Below are 24704 nucleotides of genomic sequence, written 5' to 3'. Positions count from 1 at the left end.
TCCGGGCGGCTCCGCCGCAACACCCGGAAAACTCAGATATGCCCTGCCACCGACGACGGAAGGAACCACATTGGCCCGCGTGCTCGTGGTCGAGGACGAGGAGTCGTTCTCCGACGCACTGTCGTACATGCTGCGTAAAGAGGGTTTCGAGGTGTCGGTCGCTGCGACCGGAACCTCCGCTCTCACGCAGTTCGACCGGACCGGTGCCGACATCGTGCTGCTCGACCTCATGCTGCCGGAGATGTCCGGCACCGAGGTCTGCCGCCAGCTGCGGCAGCGCTCGGCCGTCCCGATCATCATGGTCACCGCCCGGGACAGCGAGATCGACAAGGTTGTCGGCCTGGAGATCGGTGCGGACGACTACGTCACCAAGCCGTACTCACCGCGTGAGCTGGTCGCCCGGATCCGTGCCGTGCTGCGCCGCCAGGGCACCGAGGCCGCCGAGGTGACCACCCCGACGCTCGCCGCCGGCCCGGTCCGGATGGACGTGGAACGCCACGTGGTCACCGTCGACGGCGCCGGCGTCCAGCTGCCGCTCAAGGAGTTCGAGCTCCTCGAGCTGCTGCTCCGCAACGCCGGCCGGGTCCTCACCCGCGGCCAGCTGATCGACCGCGTCTGGGGCGCCGATTACGTCGGCGACACCAAGACCCTCGACGTCCACGTCAAGCGCCTGCGCTCCAAGGTCGAACCCGAGCCGTCGGCCCCGCGCTACATCGTCACGGTGCGCGGTCTGGGCTACAAGTTCGAGCCCTGAGAACCTTGGAGGGTACGAGCGAAACCCTCCCACCGAACCCGACCCGTCCCCGACCGGCCACGCGACCAGCTGCCCACTCCAGGCCGCTGCGCGTCCGCCGGGGACGGGCGGGTGGTTGCGCCGAGTCCCGCCCCCTGGCTCGAGAGGTGCCGCCCCTCACCGGCCTCGACCTGCAACACCTCACGCATGCCGAGGACCCGTGGCTGCTGGCCGACCGCGAGCGGCCGCGAGGTGGCAGCGCTCGGATCCGGCAGCGACTCCGGGAGTTGACGGACGAGCTCTCCGGTGTGTGAGGGCGGGCCCGCTGTGCGGTGCCCGGTCAGGTGTTGCGGGGGGAAGCGGGCTCGCGACCGCCCCGTTTTTTCGGGGCTGTGGCCAGGGCGGTCGCCGGGTGGATGGCGATCAGGCCGGAGCTGAGGCGGGCGGCGCAGAGTTCGGCGAGCTTGTCGTAGGCCGCCTCGCCGATGAGCGCGGTCAGCTCGGGGCCGTAGGTGACGTACATCGGTTCGGTGCCGACGTGCGCGTCCGGTGACGACGTGCACCACCAGGCCAGGTCGTGACCGCCCGGGCCCCAGCCGCGGCGGTCGAACTCGGTCAGAGTGGACTGCAGCAGTTTCGTACCGTCGGCTCTTTTGATCCAGTCCTGTTCCCGGCGGACCGGCAGCTGCCAGCAGACGTCCGGCTTGTAGACGAGCGGATGCACGCCGTCCCGCAGCGCCTGGGCGTGAAGCGCGCAGCCGCCGCCGGCCGGGAAGTCCGCGTCGTTGAGGAACACGCACGGCCCGTCACCGGATCGGGTGGCCGTACGCCGTGCGGGTTTGGTCCCGTCGACGGAATCCATCTCGGTGTAATTCTTGAACCCGCGACGGTGGTGCTGCCACGTCTCCGGAGTGAGTTTCGCGGCGGCCGCCTTCACCCGGTTCTCGTCGTCCGCGTCGGTGAAGAACGCGCCGTGCGAACAGCAGCCGTCCTCCGCCCGGCCCGGCAGGATGCCCCGGCAGGCCGACCCGAAAACGCAGGTCCAGCGGGAGAGCAGCCAGGTAAGGTCGGCGCGGACGAGGTGCTGCTCGTCGGCGGGATCGAGAAATTCGATCCACTCGCGAGGGAAGTCGAGCGGGACCTCGGCGGGCGGCTGCGTGCGGCTCATCCGGCTCAGCGTACGCCCAATGGTGGACCCTGACCGTTTAGAGGTGATATATCCGTGCGTGCCGGACGCGGCTACCCTTGACTGGTGAGTTCCCGCGTTCCCGTGCTTCTCTCCAGCTCGTCGGTCTTCCCGGAGCCGACTGCGGCCGCGTTCGAAATGGCGGCCACGGTGGGTTACGACGGCCTCGAGGTCATGGTGTGGACCGATGCCGTCAGCCAGGACGCCGGCGCCCTCAAGGGACTGGCCGACCACTACGACGTGCCGGTGCTCTCGGTCCACGCGCCCTGTCTGCTGGTCACCCAGCGGGTGTGGAGCTCCGACCCGTGGGAGCGGCTGGCGAGAGCCGCCGAGCTGGCGGAGACGCTCGGCGCGCCCACCGTGGTGGTGCACCCGCCGTTCAGCTGGCAGCGCGACTACGCCCGCAACTTCGCCGAGGGCCTGGAGCAGGTCCGCAGCCGGCACCCCGACCTGTCGTTCGCGATCGAGAACATGTTCCCGGTGAAGATGGCCGGCCGCTGGTTCGTGCCGTACACGCCGGGCTGGGATCCCACCGAGACCGGCTTCGACGCCTACACGCTCGACCTGTCGCACTGCGCGGCGTCCCGGATCGACGCGCTCGAGATGGCCGACAAGATGGGCGCCGGGCTGAAACACGTGCACCTCGGCGACGGCACCGGCGAGGGCCGCGACGAGCACCTGGTGCCCGGCCGCGGCAACCAGCCCTGCGCCGAGCTGCTGCGCAGCCTGGCCGGCCGGGGTTTCACCGGTTCGGTGGCGCTGGAGATCAACACGCGTAAGGCATCCAGCCGGGCCGCGCGCGAGGCCGATCTGCGCGAGGCGCTGGAGTTCGCCCGCCGCCACCTGGCCCCGGCCGAGTCGACCCTGACCAACCCCCGCGCATAGACGGGTCGCCGGAGCGTCCCCCCCGCCGCGCGTCGCGTTGCGGCGGGGTGGCGAGCGGCGCAGTGGTGCTCTCAGGCGGGGGTCAGGGCCGCTCGCTTACGGGCCCGGTGGGCGGCCACGTGGGACCGGGTCGCGCAGCGCTCCGAGCAGAAACGCCGGCAGTTGTTCGACGACGTGTCCAGATAGACGTTGCCGCAGCGCTCGTCGGCGCAGATGCCGAAACGGGCGCTGCCGTACTCACAGAGCCACACCGCTAGGCCCCACGCCGCGCCCGCCAGGTACTCCGCGCTGACCGACGAACCGCGGCTGGCCACGTGCATGTGCCAGTCGCTGGCGTCGTGCCCGGAGATGCGCGGCTGCACCGGGTACGCCTCGAGCATCGTGTTCAGCTCGCGCACCGCCTCGGAGTCGCGACCGGTCGTGCCGTACTCGAAGACCTCGCGCAGCCGGCGCTGTGCGCGGCGGAACGCGGCCAGGTCCTTCTCGGCGACCTGGTCCCGCATGTAGCCCTGCTCGCCGGAGAACAAGGCCCGCAACCCGGCGAGATCGTCCAGTCCGGCGTTGACGAGGTCGACTGCCGTCCGGGCGTACGCATCGAAGTTCACCCGACAACGGTAGCCGCAGGTTGGCGCGTAAGGCATGTATGAAGCGCGGCGGCGTTTGGCGACCTGCCCGGAGGTTACCCTCGGCACATGCTCCGTTCCCTCTTTCTCGCCGCGGCCGGCTCGTCCCGGCTCGAGCGTCTGGCCGAGTCAGCACCTGTCAGCAGGGGTTTCGTGCGGCGGTTCATCGCCGGCAGCGCAGACGACGCGTTGCGGGTGAGCCGGGAGCTCGCCGACGACGGTCTCGCCGTGACGCTCGACCACCTGAGGGGGGACACCCGGACGGCGGAGCAGGCGGCGGCGGTCCGCCAGGAGTATGTGACGGTCCTGGGCCGGCTGCGCGAGGCGGGCCTGACCCCGGTGGCCGAGGTGAGCCTGAAACTGTCGGCGCTGGGTCAGCGGATCGACGAGAAACTCGCGCTGGAGCACGCGCACGCGATCTGCGCGGCCGCGGCGGAGGCCGGCACGACGGTGACCCTGGACGCCGAGGATCACACCACCACCGACGCGATGTTCGAGACGCTGCTGGAGCTGCGCCGCGACTTCCCCGGGACCGGCACGGCGCTGCAGGCGCACCTGCGGCGGACCGAGGGCGACTGCCGGGAGCTGGCGACGGCGGGTTCCCGGGTCCGGCTCTGCAAGGGGGCGTACGCGGAGCCCGAGTCGGTGGCGTTCCCGTCGGCGCTCGATGTCGACAAGTCGTTCGTGCGCTGCCTCAACATCCTGATGTCGGGGGAGGGCTACCCGATGATCGCGACGCACGACCCGCGGCTCATCGCGATCGGTGAGGACCGTGCCCGCTGGTTCGACAGGTCGACCGGGGAGTACGAATTCCAGCTTCTGTACGGGGTCCGTCCCGACGAGCAGGCCCGTCTCGCCGCGGGCGGGCACACGGTCCGCGTCTTCCTTCCCTACGGCGATCAGTGGTACGGCTACCTGATGCGCCGGATCGCCGAACGGCCGGTCAAGGCCATCACCTCAAGGAAGTAACCCAATAGGGCCAAAAGCTCTCAGATCCGGCGTGTCGGGCTTGACTTTTTGTAGGCATTTCACGGAACGCATCGCGTTGGTCACAGCTGTATCGATACCGTTCTGATGACACGCACGTGCCTGCGAAAGGATCGGTGCGACGAGATGACGGGTCCAGCCCAGACCGAGGAACGACTCTCGGAGGTACGGTTCCTGACGGTGGCCGAGGTGGCCGCGCTCATGCGGGTTTCCAAGATGACCGTCTACCGGCTCGTGCACGGCGGTGACCTCACCGCGGTCCGGGTCGGCCGTTCGTTCCGGGTGCCGGAGCACGCGGTACACGAATATCTTCGCGGCGCCTTCTCGCAGAGCGCCTGACGACCGGCCGCCCCCGGCGTCTGCCGGGGTCGTGTTGGCCCCTTGCGATCGTCCCGGTACGCTGGAGCGGTTGGTTCCCGGGTCTGCGCGCCGATCGTGACGCCACGCTCCGGGCGCCGTCCAGTCCGGTACCGGCCGTGCCTTCGGGTCGTCGGTCCACCCACATGGTTTCGAGAGGCTTTTCGTATGGGCTCCGTGGTCAAGAAGCGCCGCAAGCGTATGGCGAAGAAGAAGCACCGCAAGCTGCTGCGCAAGACCCGCGTCCAGCGTCGCCGTCTCGGCAAGTGACGGACGGCCGGGCGCCCTGAATCGAGGAGCATCGCCCGGCCGCGACCGGATCTTGCCGACCCTGTCCCGAGGCTCGCATCGAGAGGTGCACCCGTGGTGACCTCACCGCCCAGCGTTGTCGTGGTCACCGGAGTCAGCCGTTATCTCGGCGCTCGAGTGGCCGCCCGCCTCGCAGCTGACCCACGGATCGATCGTGTTGTCGGCCTGGACCCGCATGACCCGCCAGCCGGCCTTCTCGGCCTGCTGGAGGGGGTGGAGCGGATCCGGGCCGACGCGCGCGCGGCCACCGAGGCCATCGCCGATCTCGGCGCCGAGGCCGTCGTCCACCTGGCCGTGACGAGTGTGCCCGACGGCCGTCACGGTGGCCGGGCCGCGATGAAAGAACAGAACGTCATCGGCACCATGCAGGTGCTCGCGGCCGCCCAGGGCGCGCCCGGCCTGCGCAAACTCGTGGTGCGTTCCTCCACGGCGGCCTACGGCGCCTCGTTCCGCGACCCCGCCGTCTTCACCGAGGACACCGAGCCCCGCGCCGTGCCGCGCGGGCCGTTCGCCCGCGACATCCTCGACATCGAGGGGTATGTCAGGGGTTTCCGCCGGCGCCGCCCCGAGGTGGCCGCGACCGTGCTGCGGTTCGCCCCCATGATCAGCTCGACGGCCGAGACCTCGCTGACCCGCTACTTCGCCCAGCCGGTCGTGCCGACCGTGCTAGGCCGGGACGCCCGCCTCCAGTTCGTGCACGTCGAGGACGCGCTGGAGGTCCTGCACCGCTCGGTGATCGAGGACCATCCCGGCACGTTCAACGTGGCCGGCGCCGGCGTCCTGATGCTCGCCCAGGCGGTCCGCCGGGCCGGCCGGGTCGCGCTGCCGCTGCCCGAGTCGGCGCTCTCCACCGGCGCGTCGCTGCTGCGCAATCTCGGTGTGGAGCAGATCGGCCTGGACCAGATCGACCTTTTCGTGCACGGTCGGGTGGTGGACACCTCCCGCCTGATCCGTGAGTTCGGCTTCACCCCGCGCACCACGACTGCCGCGTTCGAGGAGTTCATCCAGGCGCACGTGGCCGGTTCCACCCTCACCGCGGACCGTCTGGCCGCCGCCGAGCAGGCCATTCTGGACGGCATCCGCCGGGTCCGGGCCGGGGCGGACGCCACACCGGACCGGGTGCCGGTGGGAAGCGACCGGTCGTGAGTCAGGACGAGTACCGTCGTGACGTGCTGCCCGGACATGCCGAGTTCCAGTTGCCGAAACCGCCGCCGGTGCAGCGGGTGAACGGCAACCGGCCGATCCCGGAGCCCGTCCCGGCTCCCGACACCCGGGAGTCCGGAGCGGAGAGCCCGGACGTCTGGGACGAGCGGCTGGCGAGCGCGCTGGCCTTCCTGCGCCGCCGGCTGGCCGGGGCGTACGAAGTGGACGATTTCGGCTTCGACCCGGAGCTCACCGACACGGTGTTCCAGCCGATCCTCAAGATTCTGTACCGGGACTGGTTCCGCACCGAGGTGCTCGGCATCGAGAACGTGCCGGCCGAGGGCGGTGGCCTGGTGGTCGGCAACCACTCCGGCACGATCGCGCTGGACGCGCTGATGCTCACCGTCGCGATGCGGGACAAGCACCCGCACGAGCGGCACCTGCGGCTGCTCGGCGCCGACCTGGTGTTCCGGATGCCGGTGATGAGCGAGCTGGCCCGGGCGGCCGGCGCCACGGTGGCCTGCAACCCGGACGCCGAGCGCCTGATGACCAGCGGGCAGCTGGTCGGCGTCTTCCCGGAGGGCTTCAAGGGCATCGGGAAACGCTTCTCCGAGCGTTACAAGCTGCAGCGGTTCGGGCGGGGCGGGTTCGTGTCGGCGGCGCTGCGCACCGGCACTCCGATCATCCCCGTGGCGATCGTCGGCGCCGAGGAGACGTACCCGATCCTCGCTGACCTGAAGCCGCTGGCCCGGTTGCTCGGCGTGCCGTACTTCCCGGTGACGCCGACGTTCCCGCTGCTCGGGCCGCTGGGTCTGGTGCCGCTGCCGAGTAAGTGGCTGATCCAGTTCTGCCCGCCGATCCCGACCGCGCATCTGACCGAGTTCGCCGACGACCCGCTCGTCGTCTACAACCTCGCCGACCAGGTCCGGGAGACGATCCAGGCGACCCTGCACGAACTGCTGGAGAAGCGACCGGACGCATTCGGTCCGTGACCGTCAAGTGACACATAGTCGCAGTCACTGGAATGAATCGCCCGGACCGACCTATAGTGACAGTTGAGGGGCGGCCCCGAAGTCGACAACGACTTTCGGCACCGCCCCTCGCCAGCTGTCCGGCTCAGAACAGGTCGTTCAGCAACCCGCCCAGCACTCCGCCGTCCTGCTCCTCGTCCACGATGACCGGAGGAGTCGTCACCGGGACGGTGGGCGTGGGCGACGTCGCCCCGATCCGCGCCGGAGACTTCGACGGCGCCGTGGTCGTCGGCGCCACCGTGCCCGGCACGGTCGCCGCGTCGCCGGCGTCGGCCGGCTTCGTGGTGCTCACGCTCTTCGACGGTTTCGGTGTGGAGACCTGACCCTGCTGCTTGCTCGGCGACTTGCCGCCGGTGTGCCCGGGCTTCGGGTGCGCGGCCGGTCCGGCGGAGGCGTCGTCCTCGTCGTCGCCGCCACAGGTGCGCAGTTTCGGCCCCAGCTCGTCGGATCCGCTCGGCGTGACCTTCTCGCAGTCGAGGCCGGCCCGCAGCCGATCGGTGCGGCCCGCCACGTCCTCCAGCAGCGCCAGCGACGCCGCGGCCCGGTCCCGGTTGGCCGGGGAGAGCTCGCCCAGGGCCGGTGCGAACACCTTGCGCTGCGCCACGACGAAACCGTCCAGCGTGGTCAGCGGCTTGGTGTCCTGATGAGAGACGGCGGACGTGTTGAGCAGCCGGACACCCTTGCGTGTGTCCGCGTCCATGTCGTCCAGCACCGTACGGAACGCCGGGTCGCCGCCGTCCATGGCGACCGCCTCGGCCAGCCGGTTGCGGGCGAAGTCCAGCGAGAGCTGTCCCCGAGACACGTCCGAACCGGCGATCGCCAGCTGCGCCCGCTCGGTGGATCGCTTGACGCCGTAGAGCGCGTCGCCGGGCGATGCGCTCTCGCTCGCCGCGGAGATCCCGGAGACCGCCATCGCACCGGCGGCGACGCCGATCACGATCGCGCCCCGGGCCCGGATCCGGCGGCCGAAGAACGAACGCCTGCTTCCGCCGGTCGTGTCGATGACGGGTTCGGCGTCGTCGACGGCGGTCCGGCCGATGCCGTCCCGCTCGGCCGTGGCGACCAGCATGGCGCGCAGGCCCACGCGGAACTCGGATTCGACAGGTGCGCCGGGCCGGGCCGCGCCGAGGCGGCTGCCGATGGCGACCAGCCGGTTGAGCTCCTCGTCGGCTTGCCCACGGGTGTGGTGCCGACGGGCGCCGCCGGCCTCGTCGAGTAGTTCCGCGAAGCGCTCGGCGCTCCGGCGGTCCAGGAATTCGAACTTCACCGTGGGCACCTCCCCTCGCTCGTGGCTGTCTCGCCGGCCTGCGGGCCGGCGTAGGCGACGGAGGCGGATTTACCGGCCCCGGCTCGCATCCGGACAAACGCGCGACACGCGGCACCGGTTACGGGTACGAGGGGGTGCCGTCGGGTATCGGAGATCGACATCCGAGAGCGCCTGATCAAGACTGGAACCCTTCCGGCAGCAGCCGGTTGAGCGCCCGGACTGCCCGGTACTGCAGGGCCTTGATGGCGCCCTCGTTCTTGCCCATGGTCTGTGCCGTCTCGGCCACCGAGAAGCCCTGCAGGAAGCGCAGCACGATGCACTCCTGCTGCTCGGGGTTGAGCTGCTTGACCGCGGTGAGCAGGGCGACGTTCGTGATGTGGTCGACCACTGCGGATTCCGGGCTGCCCTCCGGTCCGCGGTCCTCCCGGTCGGCGTCGAGGACGTCCCCGGTGGTCACCTCGAGGCGGTAGCGCCCCGACTTGAAGTGGTCGGCGACCAGGTTGCGGGCGATCGTGACCAGCCAGGCGCCGAGGTCACGGCCCTGCCAGGTGAAGCTGCCGATCCGCTTGAGCGCGCGCAGGAAGGTGTCCGAGGTGAGGTCCTCGGCGAGCTGCCGGTTGCCGACCCGGAAGTAGACGAACCGGAAGACGGTGTCCACGTACCGGTCGTAGATCAGTCCGAAGGCCTCGGCCTCGCCGGCCTGTGCCCGTTCGACGAGCGCCCACACCTCGGCGGCGGGGTCGCCACGATCGGGCCGGGCCGGGTGTTTCGGCGGCGCGGTCTCGGTGGGCGGTCCGGTGGTGCTCTGGGTCGGCAGGACGACGGTGTGGTCGCCCGGCGTCGTCTCCGCCTCCCCGATGTTCGACCGCTGACCCGCGGTCGGCTGGGCGGGCGGGCGGGGTGAGCCGGCCCGGCCGCCGAACTTGCCGTTGCCTCCGTGTGGCTGGGTGACGGCCGGCGGCCCGTTGGGCGTCCGGCGGCTGCCGGTCTGCTTCGGGCTGTCGCCGCGGATCGCGTTGACGATTCCGCCGTCGAACGACTCACGCAGGGTGTTCAAGCCCTCGTTGAGCGCGAGCCGGGCCGCGAGGACATCGCGGTGGAACGGGTCCCCGGCGTACACATGAGTCACTTCGCCTCCTCAACCCGGCGGGCCTGCGACGATCGCGAATCAGTCCCGCCAGACATGAATTCGCCATGATTCCGTGCTTTGTGTGGCACAGCGGCCTCCTCGGGATGAGGGTGGTCACTCACAACAAAAGGGGCGGGTCAACCCGCTGAAAAGCTGGTCGACCTCACCCGTTGGTGTGGATTCCGTTACGCAGACGGAAGTATCACCGACTTCGGACACAGGGAGTCGCACACCATGTGCGCTCCGAGTAAAGCCGCGAATCGGATCTTTACCGCGTGCGCCGTCGGCTCGACGATTGCCGGTGGAGCGCCGGAACCGACGGACCTGATGTCCGGCATGCCGCTCCGGGGCCGTTTGTGCCAAACTCGGGCCTCGTGGAGGAACCCGCCCGCGATCCGGTTGCCGAGGCCGCCGGCCGCCACCCCGACCGGCCCGCCCTGATCGCCGGTGACGCGGTCCTCACATGGGCGGAATTGGACAGCCGCGTGTCCGCCGCGGCGCACTGGACGGCCGCGCGCACCGCGCCCGGCGACCGGGTCGCGCTGGTCCTCGGCAACACCGTGGACTTCGCCGTCGCCTACTTCGGAGTGCTGCGCGCCGGCCGGGTCGCGGTGCCGCTCAATCCCGGTTACACGGCCCGCGAGATCGATCACGCGGTGATGGACTCGGGGGCGGTGCTGATCGTGGGGGAACCGGCGGGACCGCCCCGGCTGCGCCTGGTGACCGCTCCCCGCGTACCCGATGGGCAGGAGGCCGGGGACGGCATCCTGCCGGCGGTGAAGGCAGCGGATCTCGCGGTCCTGCTCTACACCTCGGGCACGAGCGGGCGTCCGAAAGGGGCCATGCTCACCCACGCCGCGCTGGCGGCCAACCACGACCAGCTGGACCGGATCGAGCCGCCGGTGGTCGGCTCCGGCGACGTGGTGCTGCTCGCGGTGCCGTTCTTCCACGCCTACGGCCTGAACACCGGGCTCGGCACGGTCGCCCACCACGCGGCGACAGGGGTGCTGGCCGAGCGTTTCGACCCGGCGGAGACGCTCGCGCTGATCACCCGGCACGACGTGACGGTCGCGGTCGGCGTGCCCGGTATGTATCAGGCCTGGATCGCGGCGCCCGGCGCTGCCGAGTCGCTGCGCGGCCTGCGGACCGCGGTCTGTGGCGCGGCGCCGCTGGGCGCGGGCACGGCGGCGCGCTTCCACGCCGCGACCGGCAAGAGCATCCTGATCGGGTACGGGCTGACCGAGACCGCGCCCGTCCTCACCACCACCGCCGTCAGTCACCGGGACAAGAGCGACTCGATCGGCCGGCCGCTGCCCGGGATCGAGCTGCTGCTGCGCGACCCGACCGGCGCCGAGCTGTGGCGCGACGGCACCCCATCGGTCGATGACGACCTTGCCGAGCTGGACCGTGCCGAGCTGGACCTGGACGTCGCGGCCTCAGCCGGCACCGACCCCGGCGAGATCGTGGTGCGCGGCCCCAACCTCTTCTCCGGTTACTGGCCGGACGGCAGCGGCGGCCCCGGCCCGGACGGCTGGTGGCCGACCGGCGACGTGGCGTACGCGGACGGCGACGGCGACCTGGTCCTGGTCGACCGGATCGGGGAGCTGATCCTGGTGAACGGCTTCAACGTCTACCCCGCCGAGATAGAACGGGTGCTGGACGGGCATCCGAGGGTGGCCGCCGCCGCCGTGGTCGCGGTGCCCGACGCGGAGTCCGGGCAGCGGCCGCACGCGTACGTGGTGGCCGCGGGCGACCCGCCGCCGAGCGTGGCCGAGCTGCAGGTGTGGTGCGCGGCCCGGCTGGCTCGCTTCAAGCTGCCCGGGATCGAGCTGGTCACCGAGCTGCCCCGGTCGCCGATCGGCAAAGTGCGTAAGAAGGAGCTATGAACCGACTCACCCTGATCAGCCGGACCGGCTGCCACCTCTGCGAGGTCGCCGAGCAGACCCTGGACCGGATCGCGCCGCAGCAGTGGACCAAGGTCGACGTGGACTCCGACATCGAGCTGGAGCGCGATTACGGCGACCGGGTGCCGGTGCTGCTGCTGGACGGCAAGGAACACGGGTACTGGCGGATCGAGGAGGAGCGCCTGCTGCGGGATTTGGCTCGACAGCCAGGGGAACCACGCCTGTAACTTTGCTCCTCGTGACAGCTAAGCACCTGGTCTGGGACTGGAACGGCACCCTTCTCGACGACCTTCACCTGGTGGTCTCCTCGACCAACGCCGCGTTCGCCACGGCCGGCGGGCGCAGCGTCGCCGCCGACGAGCACCGGCGCGCGTTCCGCCGGCCGGTGGCGGAGTTCTACGCCGAGATGCTCGGCCGGGCCGTGGACGCCGAGGAGTTCGGGCGGCTCGATGTGATCTTCCACGACGCGTACCGTCTCGGGCTGACCGACATCTCGCTGGCCGCCGACGCGATGGCCGCGATCAGGACCTGGCCGGGATCGCAGTCGCTGCTCTCCATGTGGTTCCACAACGAGCTGGTCCCGGCCGTCGAGACGTTCGGCCTGGCCGGCCTCTTCGCCCGGATCGACGGATTGCGCACCGAGGTCGGCGGCGACCTGAAGGCCGGGCACCTGGCCCGGCATCTGGCCGAGCTCGGCGTCGACGGCGGCAACGTCGTCATGATCGGTGACTCTCTGGATGACGCGCACGCCGCCGAGTCGGTCGGCGGGGCGGCGGTCCTCTACACCGGCGGCTTCACCGACCCGGACCGGCTGCGCACTTCCGGCTATCCGGTCGCCGACACGCTGGTAGGCGCGGTAAAGATGGCCATGTCAATGAGCAATTTTCAACCTGACATCGGGCCTGAAGCGGCCGGGCCGTTCTCCGGCGCCGGCAAGCGAGGCCCTGGTCACGTTGGAAAAGGCTCACTCTGAGTCAGGTGGCCCTGGCGGGTGTCGCTCGGTAATACTCGACAGGTCGGCTCGGCTAACACAGCTGGGTCGATCTTGTCCAATTGTCCCGACAAGATCGCGATTTGTGCACGCCTTCACAAGCGCCTACTCTGTGACTCCGACGAGCCCCGCTACCACAGCCGCCCCAAGAGGGTTTCACCGGTATCGCACAGACAGGGCTCACCGCAGGTCCGCCTCGTCGGCACGGAGTCAGATGAGTCAGCAGCGTCAAGGAAGCACGCCCGGCGATGCCGGTGGCGTCCCGGCCTTCCCGGATCTCCCGGAGGCCACTATCGCGCGGCTGCCCGAGTACCTGCGGGCTCTCCACCACCTCGCCGAGACCGGCGCCGAGACCGTCTCCAGTGAGGGCCTCGCGGCCGCGGCCGGAGTGAACTCCGCGAAGCTCCGCAAGGACCTCTCGCACCTCGGTTCGTACGGCACGCGGGGCGTCGGTTACGACGTGGCCCTGCTCGTCGACCAGATCGAGTACATCCTCGGGCTGGACAAGAACCGGGCGGTCTGCCTGGTCGGCGTCGGCAACCTCGGGCAGGCTCTGGCGGGTTACGCCGGGTTCGCGAGCCGTGGTTTCCGGGTGGTGGCCCTCTTCGACGCCGACCCGAACAAGGTCGGCGAGCGGATCAACGGCCTCACCGTGCGGCACATCGACGACCTGAACGCGGTCGCCGCCGAGGAGTCGATCGCGATCGGCGTCATCGCCACCCCGCCCGGCTCCGCCCAGGCGGTGGCCGACGTGCTGGTCGCCGCCGGTGTGACAAGCATCCTGAACTTCGCGCCGGGCGTGCTCTCGGTGCCCCCCAATGTTGATGTTCGTAAGGTGGATCTCGCGATAGAGCTGCAGATCCTTTCGTTCCATGAGCACCGCAAGGCGTCTCTGACCGCGCTACCTGGTGGCCGGTCCGCCGCGGCGGGCAATCAGGAGGCGGTCGGCTCGTGAACCTGCTCAGCATCGGTGCCTCGTACCGCACCGCCGACGTCGCGGCCCTGGAGCGGCTCGCCATTCCCGAGTCCGCGGTGCCCGAGTTGCTGCAGAGGCTCGTCGCCCAGCCGTACGTGGGTGAGGCCGTCGTGGTCTCCACCTGCAACCGGGTCGAGGTCTACGCGGCGGTCTCCGGCTTCCACGGCGGCCTCGGCGACATCTGCAACGTGCTCGCCGAGCACTCCGGCATCCCGGCCAACGAGCTCGCCGGCCATCTCTACGTGCACTACGGCGAGGCGGCGGTCCAGCACTCGTTCCGGGTCTCGTCCGGTCTCGACTCGATGGTCGTCGGCGAGGCGCAGATCCTCGGGCAGCTGCGCGACGCGTACCACGCGGCGACCGAGGTGGACTCCGCCGGCCGGCTGCTGCACGAGCTGATGCAGCAGGCGCTGCGGGTCGGCAAGCGGGCGCACGCCGAGACCGGCATCGACCGGGCCGGCCAGAGCGTCGTGACGGCCGCGCTGGACGTGGCCGCCGACCACCTCGGTGGCGACCTGTCCGGGCGGCCCGCGCTGGTGATCGGGGCGGGCGCGATGGGCGCGCTCTCGGTGGCCACGCTGACGCGTACCGGGGTGGGCCCGCTGCGGATCACCAACCGCAGCCTGGAGCGTGCCGACCGGCTGGCCGAGGCGTACGGCGCGGTCGCGGTCGGCTTCGAGGAGCTGGAGACGGCCCTGCGTGAGGTGGACATCGTGGTCAGCGCGACCGCGTCCACCGAGCCGGTGCTGACCCGCGCCCGGCTGGAGGCGGCGCTCGCCGCCCGAGGCGGCGCCGCGCACCCGCTCGTCGTGCTGGACCTGGCCGTGCCGCGGGACGTGGCGCCGGACGCCGCCGACCTGCCGGGCCTGGTCGTGGTCGACATCGACAGCCTCGCGGCGAGCCGCCGGGCGTTGCCCGCGGCGGCCGAGACCGCTGCCGTCGAGCAGATCGTCGCCAGTGAGGTGGACAACTTCCTCGGCTGGCTGCGCGGCGCGGAGATCGCGCCTACCGTGGCGGCGTTGCGGACCCGTGCGGAGGAGGTGGTCTCGGCGGAGATGCGCAAGCTGGTCTCGCGGCGGCCGGACTTCACCGAGGAGCAGCGGGCCGATGTTTCCCGTACCCTGCACCGGGTCGTGCAGCAACTGCTGCATTCGCCGACGGTACGGGTCCGGCAGCTGGCCGCCGAGCCCGGCGGGGATCAGTACGCGGCGCTGCTGCGTGAACTGTTCGACCTGGACGTGCCGCTCGCCACCCACGCGAACGCGGTGCCGGAGATCGGGGGGAAGGCGTGAAACCGCTTCGGCTCGGCACCCGGGGCAGCGCCCTGGCCGTCACCCAGTCGCAGATGGTCGCCGACGCGCTGACCGCTGCCACCGGCCGCCCGGTGGAGCTGGTCCGGATCGTCACTCCCGGCGACAAATCCGCGGAGCCCGTCGCCCGGCTGGGCGTGGGTGTCTTCGTGTCCGCGCTGCGTGACGCGCTGGTCGCCGATGAGATCGACTTCGCCGTCCACTCGTACAAGGACCTGCCCACTGCTGCCCACCCGCGGCTGCACATCGCCGCCGTCCCGGTGCGGGAGGACCCCCGGGACGCGTTGATCAGCCGGGACGGCCTGACCCTCGCCGAACTCCCGCCCGGTTCCAAGATCGGGACCGGAGCGGTGCGCCGAATCGCGCAACTGCGTGCTCTCGGCCTAGAGTTGCAGGTCACGCCGATTCGAGGGAACGTGGACACGCGGATTGCACGAGTGCTCGGCCCCGAGGCCGACCTCGACGCCGTCGTCCTCGCCCGAGCCGGTCTGGCGCGTCTCGGCCGGACCGCTCAGATCAGCGAGACGCTCGACCCGATGCTCATGCTGCCCGCCCCTGCCCAGGGCGCGCTGGCGGTGGAGTGCCGGGCCGGCGACGCGGACCTGGTCGGGCTGCTGTCCGAGCTCGACCACGCACCGACCCGGGCCGCCGTCATGGCGGAACGGGCGTTGCTTGCCACGCTGGAGGCCGGGTGCTCCGCCCCGGTCGCCGCCTATGCCGAGCTCGCCGAAGGTGAGAACGGTGACGAGATCTACCTGCGCGGTGCGGTGATCAGCCCAGATGGGGTTCGAGCCATCCGGCTGTCGCGCACCGGAACGCCCGCCGGCGCGGCGGAGATCGGCAAGGCACTCGCCATCGATCTCCTCGACGCCGGCGCCGATACCCTGATGGGGAGCACAGAATGACCACCCGCACCGCCCGTAAGCCAGCCGGACGCATCGCGTTCATCGGCGCCGGACCCGGCGACCCGGAGCTGCTGACCCGTCGCGCGTACGCGGCGCTGACCGATGCCGACCAGGTGGTCTACGACCGCGGCGTGCCCGAGTCGCTGCTGAGCGCGATCCGTTCCGACGCCAAGGAAGACGCCCAGTTCAGCCCGGCCGAGGGCGCCCCCGGCGACGTCGCCAAGGTGCTGCTCTCCGCCGCCAAGTCCGGCCTCTCCGCGGTGCACCTGGTCGCCGGCGACCCGTTCGGCCACGACTCGGTGGTCAAGGAGGTGCAGGCGGTCGCCCGGACCGCCGTGCACTTCGAGGTGATCCCCGGCATCGGCCAGGCCGAGGGCGTCGCGGCGTACGCCGGTGTGCCGCTGCCCGGCGTACGGGTCGCCGCCGACGTCGACGACATCACCACCCTGGACTTCGACGCGCTCGCCGGCGCGGCTCAGAAGGGCTCGTTCGCGGTCGCCGTGGACGCCGGTGACCTGGCCGCCGTGCGCGACGGCCTGCTCGCCGCCGGTGTCGAGCCGGGCGTCCCGGTCGGCGTGACCGGCGACGGCACCGGCGAGACGCAGTACACCACCACCTCGACCGTGGACAGCTTCGTCGCGGCCGCGCTCGGCTTCACCGGCCGGGTCGTGCTCACCGTCGGCTCCGAGGTCGCCGAGCGCGACAGCATGAGCTGGTGGGAGAACCGCCCGCTGTACGGCTGGAAGGTGCTCGTGCCGCGGACCAAGGAGCAGGCCGGCGCGATGAGCGCCCGGCTGCGTGCCTACGGCGCGATCCCGTGCGAGGTGCCGACCATCGCGGTCGAGCCGCCGCGTACCCCGGCGCAGATGGAGCGCGCGGTCAAGGGCCTGGTCGACGGCCGGTACGCCTGGGTGATCTTCACTTCGGTGAACGCGGTCCGGGCCGTCTGGGAGAAGTTCGCCGAGCACGGCCTGGACGCCCGCCACTTCGGCGGCGTCAAGATCGCGTGCATCGGTGAGGCGACCGCCGAGGCGGTCCGCGCGTTCGGCATCCAGCCGGAGCTGATCCCGGCCGGCGAGCAGTCCAGCGAGGGCCTGCTGGCCGAGTTCTCGCCGCACGACGAGATCCTCGACCCGGTCGGCCGGGTGCTGCTGCCGCGCGCCGACATCGCCACCGAGACCCTCGCGGCCGGGCTCATCGAGCGCGGCTGGGAGGTCGACGACGTCACCGCGTACCGGACGGTGCGGGCGGCCCCGCCGCCGGCCGAGATCCGCGACGCGATCAAGTCGGGCGGCTTCGACGCGGTGCTCTTCACCTCGTCCTCGACCGTGCGGAACCTGGTCGGCATCGCCGGCAAGCCGCACGCCCGCACGGTGGTCGCGGTGATCGGGCCGAAGACGGCGGAGACCGCCGTCGAGTTCGGCCTGCGGGTCGACACCCAGCCGCAGAACGCGTCGGTGCCGGACCTGGTCGAGGCGCTCGCGGAGTACGCGCTGGAGCTGCGCGAGAAGCTGGCCGCGATGCCGGCCAAGCAGCGCCGCGGGTCCAAGGTCCAGGGCCCCACGGCACTGCGATTCCGCTGATCTACTGATGAGGCGCGCCGGTTGTGAACCGGCGCGCCTCACTCGTTCCCGGGAGTTCCGATGTCCTTCCCCGATATCCGCCCGCGCCGGCTGCGGCGCACCCCGGCGATCCGCCGCCTCGTCGAGGAGACCAGGATCGCCCCGTCCGAGCTGGTCCTTCCGGTCTTCCTGAAGGAGGGGCTGACCGAGCCGAAGCCGATCAGCTCGATGCCGGGCGTCGTCCAGCACACCCGCGAGTCGCTGCTGAAGGCCGCGCACGACGCGGTCAGCGCCGGCGTCGGCGGCCTGATGCTCTTCGGCGTGCCGGACGACGCCAACAAGGACGAGACCGGCTCGGCCGGGCTCGACCCCGAGGGCATCCTCAACGTCGGCCTCCGCGACCTCCGCCGCGAGTTCGGCGACGCGACAGTGGTGATGGGCGACCTCTGCCTGGACGAGTTCACCTCGCACGGGCACTGCGGCGTGCTCGCCGCCGACGGTTCCGTCGACAACGACGCCACCCTGGAAATCTACGCCGAGATGGCCGTGGCCCAGGCCGAGGCCGGCGCGCACATGGTCGGCCCGTCCGGAATGATGGACGGCCAGATCGGCGTGGTCCGGCGGGCCCTCGACAAGGCCGGCCACCAGGACATCGGGATCCTCGCCTACTCCGCGAAGTACGCCGGGGCGTTCTACGGCCCGTTCCGCGAGGCCGTCGAGTCCACCCTGCAGGGCGACCGCCGGCAGTACCAGCAGGACCCGCCGAACCTGCGGGAGGCGCTGCGCGAGGTCGACCTGGACGTGGCCGAGGGTGCCGACATCGTCATGGTGAAGCCGGCCCTGGCCTACCTCGACGTGATCGCCGCGATCCGCGAGCGGGTGACCGTCCCGGTCGCCGCCTACCAGGTCTCCGGCGAGTACGCGATGGTCGAGGCCGCCGCCGCCAACGGATGGATCGACCGGGAGCGGGTGATCCTGGAGTCGCTGACCTCGATCAAGCGGGCCGGCGCCCAGATCACGCTCACCTACTGGGCCAGCGAGGTCGCCGGGCTCCTGCGGGGTTAGGGCTCAAGCCGCTGGACCAGGTGGGAGACGTCGGCGATGTACTCGTACCAGTCCCGGTCCGACTGGTAACCGAGCTCGGCGTTGACCTTCAGCATCGACTCGTTGTGCTGGGCGTTCCAGGTCTGCACCTGGCGCAGGGTGGGCTCCGCGGAGCGCAGCTCGAACAGCATCCGGGCCTTGATCGCCCGGTCGATGCCGTAACCGCGGTGCTCCCGGACCACGATCGTGTCGTACTGGTCGGCCCGCTCGGGATGCTGAGCGGGCACGACCACCTCGGTCAGCCCGGCGACGGCACCGGTGCCCTCGTGGATCGCGAGCACGATGTAGGGCTTCAGGCCGCGCTTGTGAAGCGTTTCGATCGACTCGCGAAGACGCTGCGGATCGGACGAGCGAGGCGCCAGGTCGAGATCGTCGTCGTCGTTCTGGGCCTCCGCCTTGGCCAGCGCGTACGCCTCCAGCAGCGAGTCCGGCGGGCCACCCGGGTGGTACTCCACGCGGTAGCCGGAGCTGATCCCGCTCGCCATCGCGCCCAGCGCCAGCCAGTCGACCGATTCGAGGTTGAGCACGCTGCGGGCCTCCGCGTACTCCCGCTCGAAGCCCAGCGACTCGTAGAACGGGATGGCCGTGGTGCCGCCGATCGCCTCCACCCCGATCGAGGTGAAACCTTCCAGGTACGCCCGGCGGGCCGCCACCCCCACCAGCTGACGCCCGAGCCCTCGCCGGCGCAGATCGGGCCGGACCAGGATCTCCAGCACCCCGATGTCGCCGAGCAGCAGGATGTTGACGTGAGCGAAGATCTCACCCTCGCCCTCGGGCACCCGGTCGTCCTCGACCACCCAGGTGATCCGGCGCTCGCCCGGCATGGTCTCGGCCAGATAGTCCCGGACCTGCACGTCACGCCAGGGTGGATCATCGGGGAGATCAGCGGCCATGGCCGCGTTCACCGTCTCCACGAGCGACTGGATCTCGGCCGCGGACGCGGAGCGTGGATCCCATTCACGCACCCTCACCCGTACATCGTGCCGTTAACGTGACCACTAGGGAAGTGCTCACCACGCAAAAGTGCCGGTCTGCTCACCGAGAGTGTCAGCTCTGGCTGCGGCGTCCGTAGTCGTCCGCGTACTGGAAAACCCTCTGTGCATACGGCCGGACCGCGTTGTACGACAGGATCGCGTCCCACCAGGACTCCGCCTTGGCGAGGTCGCGCCCGCCCTTGCAGAGGTAGACGGCGGCGGTCAGCGCGGCGTCGTCGATGTCGTTCGGGTTCGTCACGCCGTCCCGGTCCGCGTCGACCGCGTTCTCCTTCCAGGTCGACGGGATGAATTGCATCGGCCCGATCGCCCGGTCGAAGCTGGCGTCGCCGTCGAGCTGCCCCCGGTCGGTGTCCGCGATCATCTGCCGCCCGCCCTGCCCGTTCAGCGGCAGGCCGTAGATCGTCGGGGAGGCGACCCCGTCCACGCCGAGCACCGCGCCGTTGAACGCGCCGTGGTCGGACTCGACCTTGGCGAGCGCGGCGAGCGTGGTCCAGCTCAGGTGGCAGGACGGCGTGGTCTTGGCGACGACCAGCTCGGCGTACCCATAGGCCTGCACCGCCACGACCGGGATGCCGACCTTGGTGCCGATCTGGGTGGCCCAGCTCGCGAGCGCGTCGGCCGGCCGCCCACCGGTCACCGCCCCGGGCTGCGTGGTGGGCACTCCCGCTCCCGGAAGTCCCGCTCCTGGAAGCCCAGCCCCCGGAAGCCCGGTGGCCGGCAGCCCCGTCGTAGCGCCCGGCAGTCCGGTGGCTCCCGCGCCGGGCAGTCCGGTCGCCCCGGCTCCGGGTAGTCCGGTGGCGCCCGCGCCGGGCAGCCCCGTGGCGCCCGCGCCAGGCAGACCGGCGCCGGGCAGGCCTGTCGCCCCGGCGCCCGGCAGCCCGGTCGCTCCCGCGCCGGGCAATCCGGTCGCGCCTGCGCCGGGCAGCCCCGCGCCACCGTCCACCGGAAGCCCGCTCATCCCCGCAGCCGGATCCCCCGGTCCGCTTGCGCTGGGCGCAGGCCCGGCCTCCAAAGCCTTGGGTACGAGGTACGCCCCCGACGTCCCCGCCAGGATCACCAGAGCCACGATGACGAAGCCGGGGATGACGACACGACCGTTGGGTCCCTTGGCCCACACGGCGGTGGCCCGCCCCGCCCGCCCGACAGCCCGCAGAGACCGCCGCCCCACTCCCACACCCGCAGCGGCTGCGACGGCAGTGGCCGGCTCGCTCTTGCCGCTCGCGGCCTCAGCGCTCTTGTCGCCCTTGCCGCCCGCATCGGATTTGTCGCCCTTGCCTGCTTCGGTCTTGCCTGCCTCGGTCTTGCCTGCTTCGGACTTGCCTGCTTCCGCTTTGGCGTCCTCGGGCTTGGCGCTCTCGGTCTTGCTCGCGTCGGCCTTGCTCGCCTCGATCTTGTTGGCCTCGGGCTTGTTCGCCTCGGTCTTGGGTGGCTCGGGCTGGGCCGGGTTGGGCTTCGCCTCGCTGCCCGGCTTGCCGGAATCGTCCTTGCTGGCGGCATCTGTCTTCGGGGCGGTGGGCGGCTTCGTCAGCCCTTCCGTCCCGGCGCCCGCCGGAGAACTCTCCGCTGTGGTCCCGCCCGCCGGCATCGCGCCCACCTGCGGCATCGCGCCCACCTGTGGAGCCCCGCCCGATTTTCCCGACTTGTCGCCCGGGGTCGTGCCGGAGCCGCTCAACGGCTGCCTCTGGCGTGGTGCCGCCGAGCGCAGCTCGAAACGCTCTGCCGGTGTCTTCGGTGCCTCCGCCACGGCGTTGACCCTACCCGTTCGTGTCACCCCTCGCGGAAGTCGATCCGGCCCTGTGGAAACTCTCGGTGCGCGGACTGCCGCAGGGGCCCTACGCTGGTCGGATGCCGCGTTATGAGTTCCGGTGCCGCGCCTGCGCCGCCACCTTCGAGATCAGCCGCCCGATGAGCGAGGCCGCCGAGCCGGCACCCTGCCCGCAGGGCCACGGCGACACCGTGAAGCTCCTGTCCACAGTCGCCGTGACCGGCCGCGGTGGCGCCTCCCCGGCCGCCGCCCCCGCCCGTCCCTCCGGCGGCGGCTGCTGCGGAGGCGCCTGCGGCTGCTGACCGAAGGACGAGCCGCGCACGGCGGGTTCGGCGGCCCTGCCGCGCGCCCCGGGGCTCGGCGGCCCAGCGGTGCACGGCGGACTCGGCGGCCGGCCGCGCACGGCGGGCCTGATGGCCCCGCTGCGCGCGGCGGGGCCGGTGGCGCGGCCCGCCGGTGCGGGACAGAGGCGTTCCACGATCGACTGCGGCGGGTGAGCCCCCGCTCGCGCCGCGTGCCGATTCGTTGCCTCGTACGGGTACACCCGAACGTCCTGGCGCTTTCCGCCAGTTGTGGCGTTTCCGCCTTCGATCTCTTTCGTTACGAGACGCGTAGTCCCGTACGTCACGCGTCGATGTGGCGATCTCAGGTCATCCGTAAGGGGTCGGCCATGGCGGGCAAATGATTACCGTCCGTTTCTACGATGGGCGGTAACGCACAGATACGGCAGCATGAGGCGCGACTTCCAAAAAGGGGGCGGAGGGTCCACCGTGTCGGGATGGAGCGAGCTACCCAGTGGCCTGGTGACCTTCATGTTCACCGACATAGAGGGCTCCACGCGGTTGGCCAGGATGCTCGGCGAGGCATACCGAGGTGTGCTCGGAGCGCATCGCTCAGTGCTACGCGCTGTGCTGGCCGACTTCGGTGGTGTCGAGCTCCTTACGGAGGGTGACTCATTTTTCATCGCGTTCGCGAACGCTGACGCGGCCGTCGCAGCGTGCGTGGAGGCGCAGCGGCGACTGTCCGCACACGACTGGCCGCGACGCGACGCGGTGCCCCGGGTCCGGATGGGACTGCACACCGGACGGGCCACACCGGTCGGCCGGGAGTACGCGAGCGCCGAGGTGCACCGGGCGGCCCGCGTGTCCGCAGCGGCCCACGGCGGCCAGATCCTCTGCTCGGAGGCGACGGCGCTGGCCGTCACGGCCGCGTACACCGCACCCGTGCACCGGCCGTCCGGCCAGGCACAGACTCTTGCCGACGTCGACCTGCTGGACCTCGGCGCGTTCCGGCTGCGCGGCTTCGACGACGACGAGCGGATCTTCCAGGTGCTCGCGCCGGGGCTGGAGCGCGAGTTCCCCCGCCCGCGCACCGCTGAGGCGCCACGTCACAACCTGCCCGCGCCGTCCAGCCGGTTCGTCGGCCGGACCGCCGAGTCCGCCGAGCTGGCCGAGCTGATCAGCCACAACCGACTGGTCACGGTGGTGGGACCGGGTGGCGCCGGCAAGACCCGGCTCACGCTGGCGGTGGCGGAGCAGCTGCTCCCCGCGTACCCGGGCGGAATCTGGACGATCGATGCCGCAACCGCGGCAGACGGCCTGCCCGCGACGCTGGCCGCGGCCCTGGGTCTGCGCCCGGAACCGGGACGTCCGATGATCGACACCCTGGTCGAGCAGTGCGCCGAGCGGCGGATGCTGGTAGTGCTGCAGACGTGTGACGCGGCGCCGGCGCTGACCGCGACGCTGGTGCACCGCCTGCTCAGCAGGTGCCGGCGGCTCGATGTGGTGGCGACCGGCCGGGCGCCGCTGGGGATGCCCGGCGAGACCGTCTGGCGGATCCCGCCGCTGGCGCCCGCCGACGCGTTCGCGCTGCTGCGGGAGCGTGCCTCGGCCGCGCAGGGCGGCCGGGCGGGCGACGGAGATCAGCAGCTGGCGTGCCTGGCAGCCCGGCTGGAGGGGTCGCCGCTGGCGATCGAACTCGCGGCGTCCCGGCTGCGTCTGCTGCCGGCCGAGCAGCTGGCCCGGCGACTGGACGACCCGCTCGGCGCGCTCGACAACGACGCCGCGGGCGACGGCCGGCACGCCAGCCTGACGAACAATCTGGCCTGGTCCTATCGGACCCTCGGCAGCCGGGCCGCGGACCTGCTGCGCCGGCTCGCGGTCTTCGCCGGCCCGGTCGATCTCGCCACGGTGGAGTGGTGCGGCGCGGAAGCCCTCGGCGCGCTCTCCGAGCTCGCCGACAAATCGGTGGTCGAGGTGGTGCCCGGCCCGCGCTATCGGCTTTCCGATCAGGTACGGGCATACGCCCTCCGCAAACTCTCCGCCGCCGGCGACGAGCAGGCGGTTCGCGACCGTCACCTGACCTGGGCGATGCAGGTGCTGGAGAAGGTCGCCGCGGACACCGACGGCACGGTCTCGCTCACCGAGCTGAGCCCGTTCGTGGCGGAGTGGCAGACCGCGTTGCGCTGGGCCGCGACGAGTGGTGCCGTGGGCGACGGTCTGCGGCTGGCCGGCGCGCTTGACCCGTGGTGGCGCGAGCACGGCGGCGCCGGTGAGGGCCGTGACCTGCTGGGGCGTCTCTACCAGCGGGTCGGCGACGAGACCGGTCCGCGCGAGCTGGCCGGCGCCTACCTGGTCCACGCCGGGCTCGCCGAGGACCGGGTGGAGCGGGAGCTGTTCCTCGCCCGGGCCGAGGAGCAGGCCCGCCGGTCCGGGGATCCCGCGCTGCTGATCCGGTCGCTCGCCGCCCAGCGGGTGCACCTGGACGGTGACGCCGAAGTCGCCGAGCGGGCCTGCCGTCACGTGATCGCCGAGGCGGACCGGCTCGGCGCCCCGTCCGCGGCGCTCCCGGCGGTGCTGGCCCTGGCCGAGCTGCTGTGGCGCCGGGACGCACTGGCCGAGGCCGCCGAGCTGCTCGCCGGCGCGCGCCAGATCGAGGCGGCACATCCGGAGGACCGGGGCCGGCGGGCCGTGGACTGGCTGCTCGGCATGGTCGCGCTTCGCCGCCGTGACCTGGTGGCGGCGCACGACCACCTGGTGGTGGCGTTGCGGTCAAGGCTGCGGCACGGGTTCCGGGGCGCCGCCGCGGACGCGGTCGCGGCGATCGCGGTCCGCTGCGTCCTGGGTGGGGACCCGTCCACCGCGACAGTTCTCTTCGGCGGGGCGGAGGCGGCGCGGGGTGCGCGGCGTACCGAGTCGTTCGGCGCGTTCTGGTCGGCGCAGCAGGCGGAATTGCGGGCTGCGCTCGGGGACGCGGCCTTCGACGCGGCCTATGCGGACGGCGCGGGGCAGGGCTTTGATCGGATCGTGGCGCTGGCTCTGGCCGTCGAACATCCCGACATGGAGGACGGCGCGGTCCGCTTCGCGAATGCGGTGACCGGCTCATAGCCCCGGTTACGTGACGTGCCGTTGAGGGGCCGACGCGGATGGCGGGGCTCGCACGGATGGCCGGCTCGCACGGGCGGCGGGGTCGCACGGATGGCGGGCTCGCACGGGGCTGGTCCGGCTGGCTTTCAGCGCTGTCCCGGCTGGTCCGGCTGGTCC

Annotated in this window: 23 protein-coding genes and 1 pseudogene; 18 read left to right on the top strand and 6 right to left on the bottom strand. The window is 71.6% G+C overall.

The genetic code is table 11. The features are described 5' to 3' along the window. Positions 1 to 70: 70 nt before the first annotated feature. Together AMIS_RS37480 and AMIS_RS43205 are read left to right on the top strand one after the other, a co-directional pair. The gene (locus tag AMIS_RS37480; RefSeq protein ID WP_014447701.1) at positions 71 to 754 is read left to right on the top strand and encodes a response regulator transcription factor; all 684 of its coding nucleotides are present in this window, start codon (positions 71 to 73) and stop codon (positions 752 to 754) included. Between the two features lie 146 nt (positions 755 to 900). Then, positions 901 to 1047: a hypothetical protein gene (locus AMIS_RS43205; RefSeq protein WP_014447700.1), complete on the top strand. Its 147-nt coding sequence runs from the start codon at positions 901 to 903 to the stop codon at positions 1045 to 1047. 26 nt (positions 1048 to 1073) lie between these two features. On the opposite strand, the gene AMIS_RS37475 is transcribed toward AMIS_RS43205, so the two are convergent. Continuing rightward, a complete protein-coding gene (locus AMIS_RS37475; protein WP_014447699.1) occupies positions 1074 to 1901 on the bottom strand; it encodes a hypothetical protein in 828 nt (275 codons plus the stop codon). A gap of 84 nt (positions 1902 to 1985) precedes the next feature. Between AMIS_RS37475 and AMIS_RS37470 the strand changes: the two genes are divergently transcribed. Continuing rightward, positions 1986 to 2804, top strand: coding sequence for a sugar phosphate isomerase/epimerase family protein (locus tag AMIS_RS37470; RefSeq protein ID WP_014447698.1), 819 nt, complete (start codon positions 1986 to 1988; stop codon positions 2802 to 2804). A gap of 71 nt (positions 2805 to 2875) precedes the next feature. Here AMIS_RS37470 and AMIS_RS37465 read toward each other — a convergent pair whose 3' ends face one another. Next, positions 2876 to 3409, bottom strand: a complete 534-nt coding sequence (locus AMIS_RS37465) for a CGNR zinc finger domain-containing protein (RefSeq protein WP_014447697.1) — start codon at positions 3407 to 3409, stop codon at positions 2876 to 2878. A gap of 87 nt (positions 3410 to 3496) precedes the next feature. Here AMIS_RS37465 and AMIS_RS37460 point away from each other — a divergent pair, with 87 nt between their 5' ends. From AMIS_RS37460 to AMIS_RS37445, 5 genes are all read left to right on the top strand, one after another. Further along, the gene (locus AMIS_RS37460; RefSeq protein WP_014447696.1) at positions 3497 to 4396 is read left to right on the top strand and encodes a proline dehydrogenase family protein; all 900 of its coding nucleotides are present in this window, start codon (positions 3497 to 3499) and stop codon (positions 4394 to 4396) included. A 144-nt stretch (positions 4397 to 4540) separates the two neighbouring features. Further along, on the top strand, positions 4541 to 4753 hold the full coding sequence (locus AMIS_RS37455; protein ID WP_014447695.1) for a helix-turn-helix domain-containing protein: 213 nt from the start codon (positions 4541 to 4543) through the stop codon (positions 4751 to 4753). A gap of 186 nt (positions 4754 to 4939) precedes the next feature. Next, the gene (locus tag AMIS_RS42135; protein ID WP_007465623.1) at positions 4940 to 5041 is read left to right on the top strand and encodes a 30S ribosomal protein bS22; all 102 of its coding nucleotides are present in this window, start codon (positions 4940 to 4942) and stop codon (positions 5039 to 5041) included. A gap of 93 nt (positions 5042 to 5134) precedes the next feature. After that, entirely contained in the window at positions 5135 to 6226 is a 1092-nt protein-coding gene (locus AMIS_RS37450; RefSeq protein ID WP_014447694.1) for an NAD-dependent epimerase/dehydratase family protein, read from the top strand. Beyond that, on the top strand, positions 6223 to 7215 hold the full coding sequence (locus AMIS_RS37445) for a lysophospholipid acyltransferase family protein (protein WP_014447693.1): 993 nt from the start codon (positions 6223 to 6225) through the stop codon (positions 7213 to 7215). The genes AMIS_RS37450 and AMIS_RS37445 overlap by 4 nt, the downstream gene beginning before the upstream one ends. Positions 7216 to 7660: 445 nt before the next feature. Here AMIS_RS37445 and AMIS_RS37440 read toward each other — a convergent pair. Together AMIS_RS37440 and AMIS_RS37435 are read right to left on the bottom strand one after the other, a co-directional pair. Then, positions 7661 to 8530 (bottom strand): annotated as a pseudogene (locus AMIS_RS37440) (DUF5667 domain-containing protein); the annotation flags it as partial. Between the two features lie 166 nt (positions 8531 to 8696). Next, on the bottom strand, positions 8697 to 9650 hold the full coding sequence (locus tag AMIS_RS37435; protein ID WP_041830307.1) for an ECF subfamily RNA polymerase sigma factor, BldN family: 954 nt from the start codon (positions 9648 to 9650) through the stop codon (positions 8697 to 8699). A 374-nt stretch (positions 9651 to 10024) separates the two neighbouring features. Between AMIS_RS37435 and AMIS_RS37430 the strand changes: the two genes are divergently transcribed. The 8 genes from AMIS_RS37430 to hemB all read left to right on the top strand — a co-directional run bounded on the left by AMIS_RS37430 (position 10025) and on the right by hemB (position 18363). Then, entirely contained in the window at positions 10025 to 11536 is a 1512-nt protein-coding gene (locus tag AMIS_RS37430; RefSeq protein WP_014447690.1) for an AMP-binding protein, read from the top strand. Then, positions 11533 to 11781, top strand: coding sequence for a glutaredoxin family protein (locus AMIS_RS37425; protein WP_014447689.1), 249 nt, complete (start codon positions 11533 to 11535; stop codon positions 11779 to 11781). The genes AMIS_RS37430 and AMIS_RS37425 overlap by 4 nt, the downstream gene beginning before the upstream one ends. An 11-nt stretch (positions 11782 to 11792) precedes the next feature. Further along, entirely contained in the window at positions 11793 to 12527 is a 735-nt protein-coding gene (locus tag AMIS_RS37420) for an HAD family hydrolase (protein ID WP_014447688.1), read from the top strand. A gap of 232 nt (positions 12528 to 12759) precedes the next feature. Then, on the top strand, positions 12760 to 13500 hold the full coding sequence (locus AMIS_RS37415) for a redox-sensing transcriptional repressor Rex (protein WP_014447687.1): 741 nt from the start codon (positions 12760 to 12762) through the stop codon (positions 13498 to 13500). Then, complete coding sequence (locus tag AMIS_RS37410) at positions 13497 to 14813, top strand: glutamyl-tRNA reductase (RefSeq protein WP_014447686.1); 1317 nt, start codon at positions 13497 to 13499, stop codon at positions 14811 to 14813. The genes AMIS_RS37415 and AMIS_RS37410 overlap by 4 nt, the downstream gene beginning before the upstream one ends. Next, positions 14810 to 15736, top strand: coding sequence for a hydroxymethylbilane synthase (gene hemC / locus AMIS_RS37405; RefSeq protein ID WP_014447685.1), 927 nt, complete (start codon positions 14810 to 14812; stop codon positions 15734 to 15736). Before AMIS_RS37410 ends, hemC begins: the two co-directional genes overlap by 4 nt. Then, on the top strand, positions 15733 to 17319 hold the full coding sequence (locus AMIS_RS37400) for a bifunctional uroporphyrinogen-III C-methyltransferase/uroporphyrinogen-III synthase (RefSeq protein WP_014447684.1): 1587 nt from the start codon (positions 15733 to 15735) through the stop codon (positions 17317 to 17319). The genes hemC and AMIS_RS37400 overlap by 4 nt, the downstream gene beginning before the upstream one ends. Before the next feature lie 60 nt (positions 17320 to 17379). Continuing rightward, entirely contained in the window at positions 17380 to 18363 is a 984-nt protein-coding gene (gene hemB, locus AMIS_RS37395; protein ID WP_014447683.1) for a porphobilinogen synthase, read from the top strand. Here hemB and AMIS_RS37390 read toward each other — a convergent pair. Together AMIS_RS37390 and AMIS_RS44470 are read right to left on the bottom strand one after the other, a co-directional pair. Further along, positions 18360 to 19373 (bottom strand): GNAT family N-acetyltransferase, encoded by a 1014-nt coding sequence (locus AMIS_RS37390; protein WP_014447682.1) that lies wholly within the window; start codon positions 19371 to 19373, stop codon positions 18360 to 18362. The two genes, hemB and AMIS_RS37390, sit on opposite strands and share 4 nt — an antisense overlap. 76 nt (positions 19374 to 19449) lie before the next feature. After that, positions 19450 to 21000 carry a lytic murein transglycosylase gene (locus AMIS_RS44470; RefSeq protein ID WP_014447681.1) on the bottom strand — a complete coding sequence of 517 codons (1551 nt, stop codon included), beginning with the start codon at positions 20998 to 21000 and terminating at the stop codon, positions 19450 to 19452. Positions 21001 to 21242: 242 nt separating this feature from the next. Here AMIS_RS44470 and AMIS_RS37380 point away from each other — a divergent pair, with 242 nt between their 5' ends. Together AMIS_RS37380 and AMIS_RS37375 are read left to right on the top strand one after the other, a co-directional pair. Beyond that, positions 21243 to 21464, top strand: a complete 222-nt coding sequence (locus AMIS_RS37380) for an FmdB family zinc ribbon protein (protein ID WP_014447680.1) — start codon at positions 21243 to 21245, stop codon at positions 21462 to 21464. Positions 21465 to 21932: 468 nt separating this feature from the next. Beyond that, positions 21933 to 24548: an adenylate/guanylate cyclase domain-containing protein gene (locus tag AMIS_RS37375; protein WP_014447679.1), complete on the top strand. Its 2616-nt coding sequence runs from the start codon at positions 21933 to 21935 to the stop codon at positions 24546 to 24548. Positions 24549 to 24704 lie beyond the last annotated feature (156 nt).

The organism is Actinoplanes missouriensis 431 (assembly GCF_000284295.1).
GTDB classification, from domain to species: Bacteria; Actinomycetota; Actinomycetes; order Mycobacteriales; family Micromonosporaceae; genus Actinoplanes; species Actinoplanes missouriensis.
This window is presented reverse-complemented; position numbering and strand designations above follow the sequence as displayed.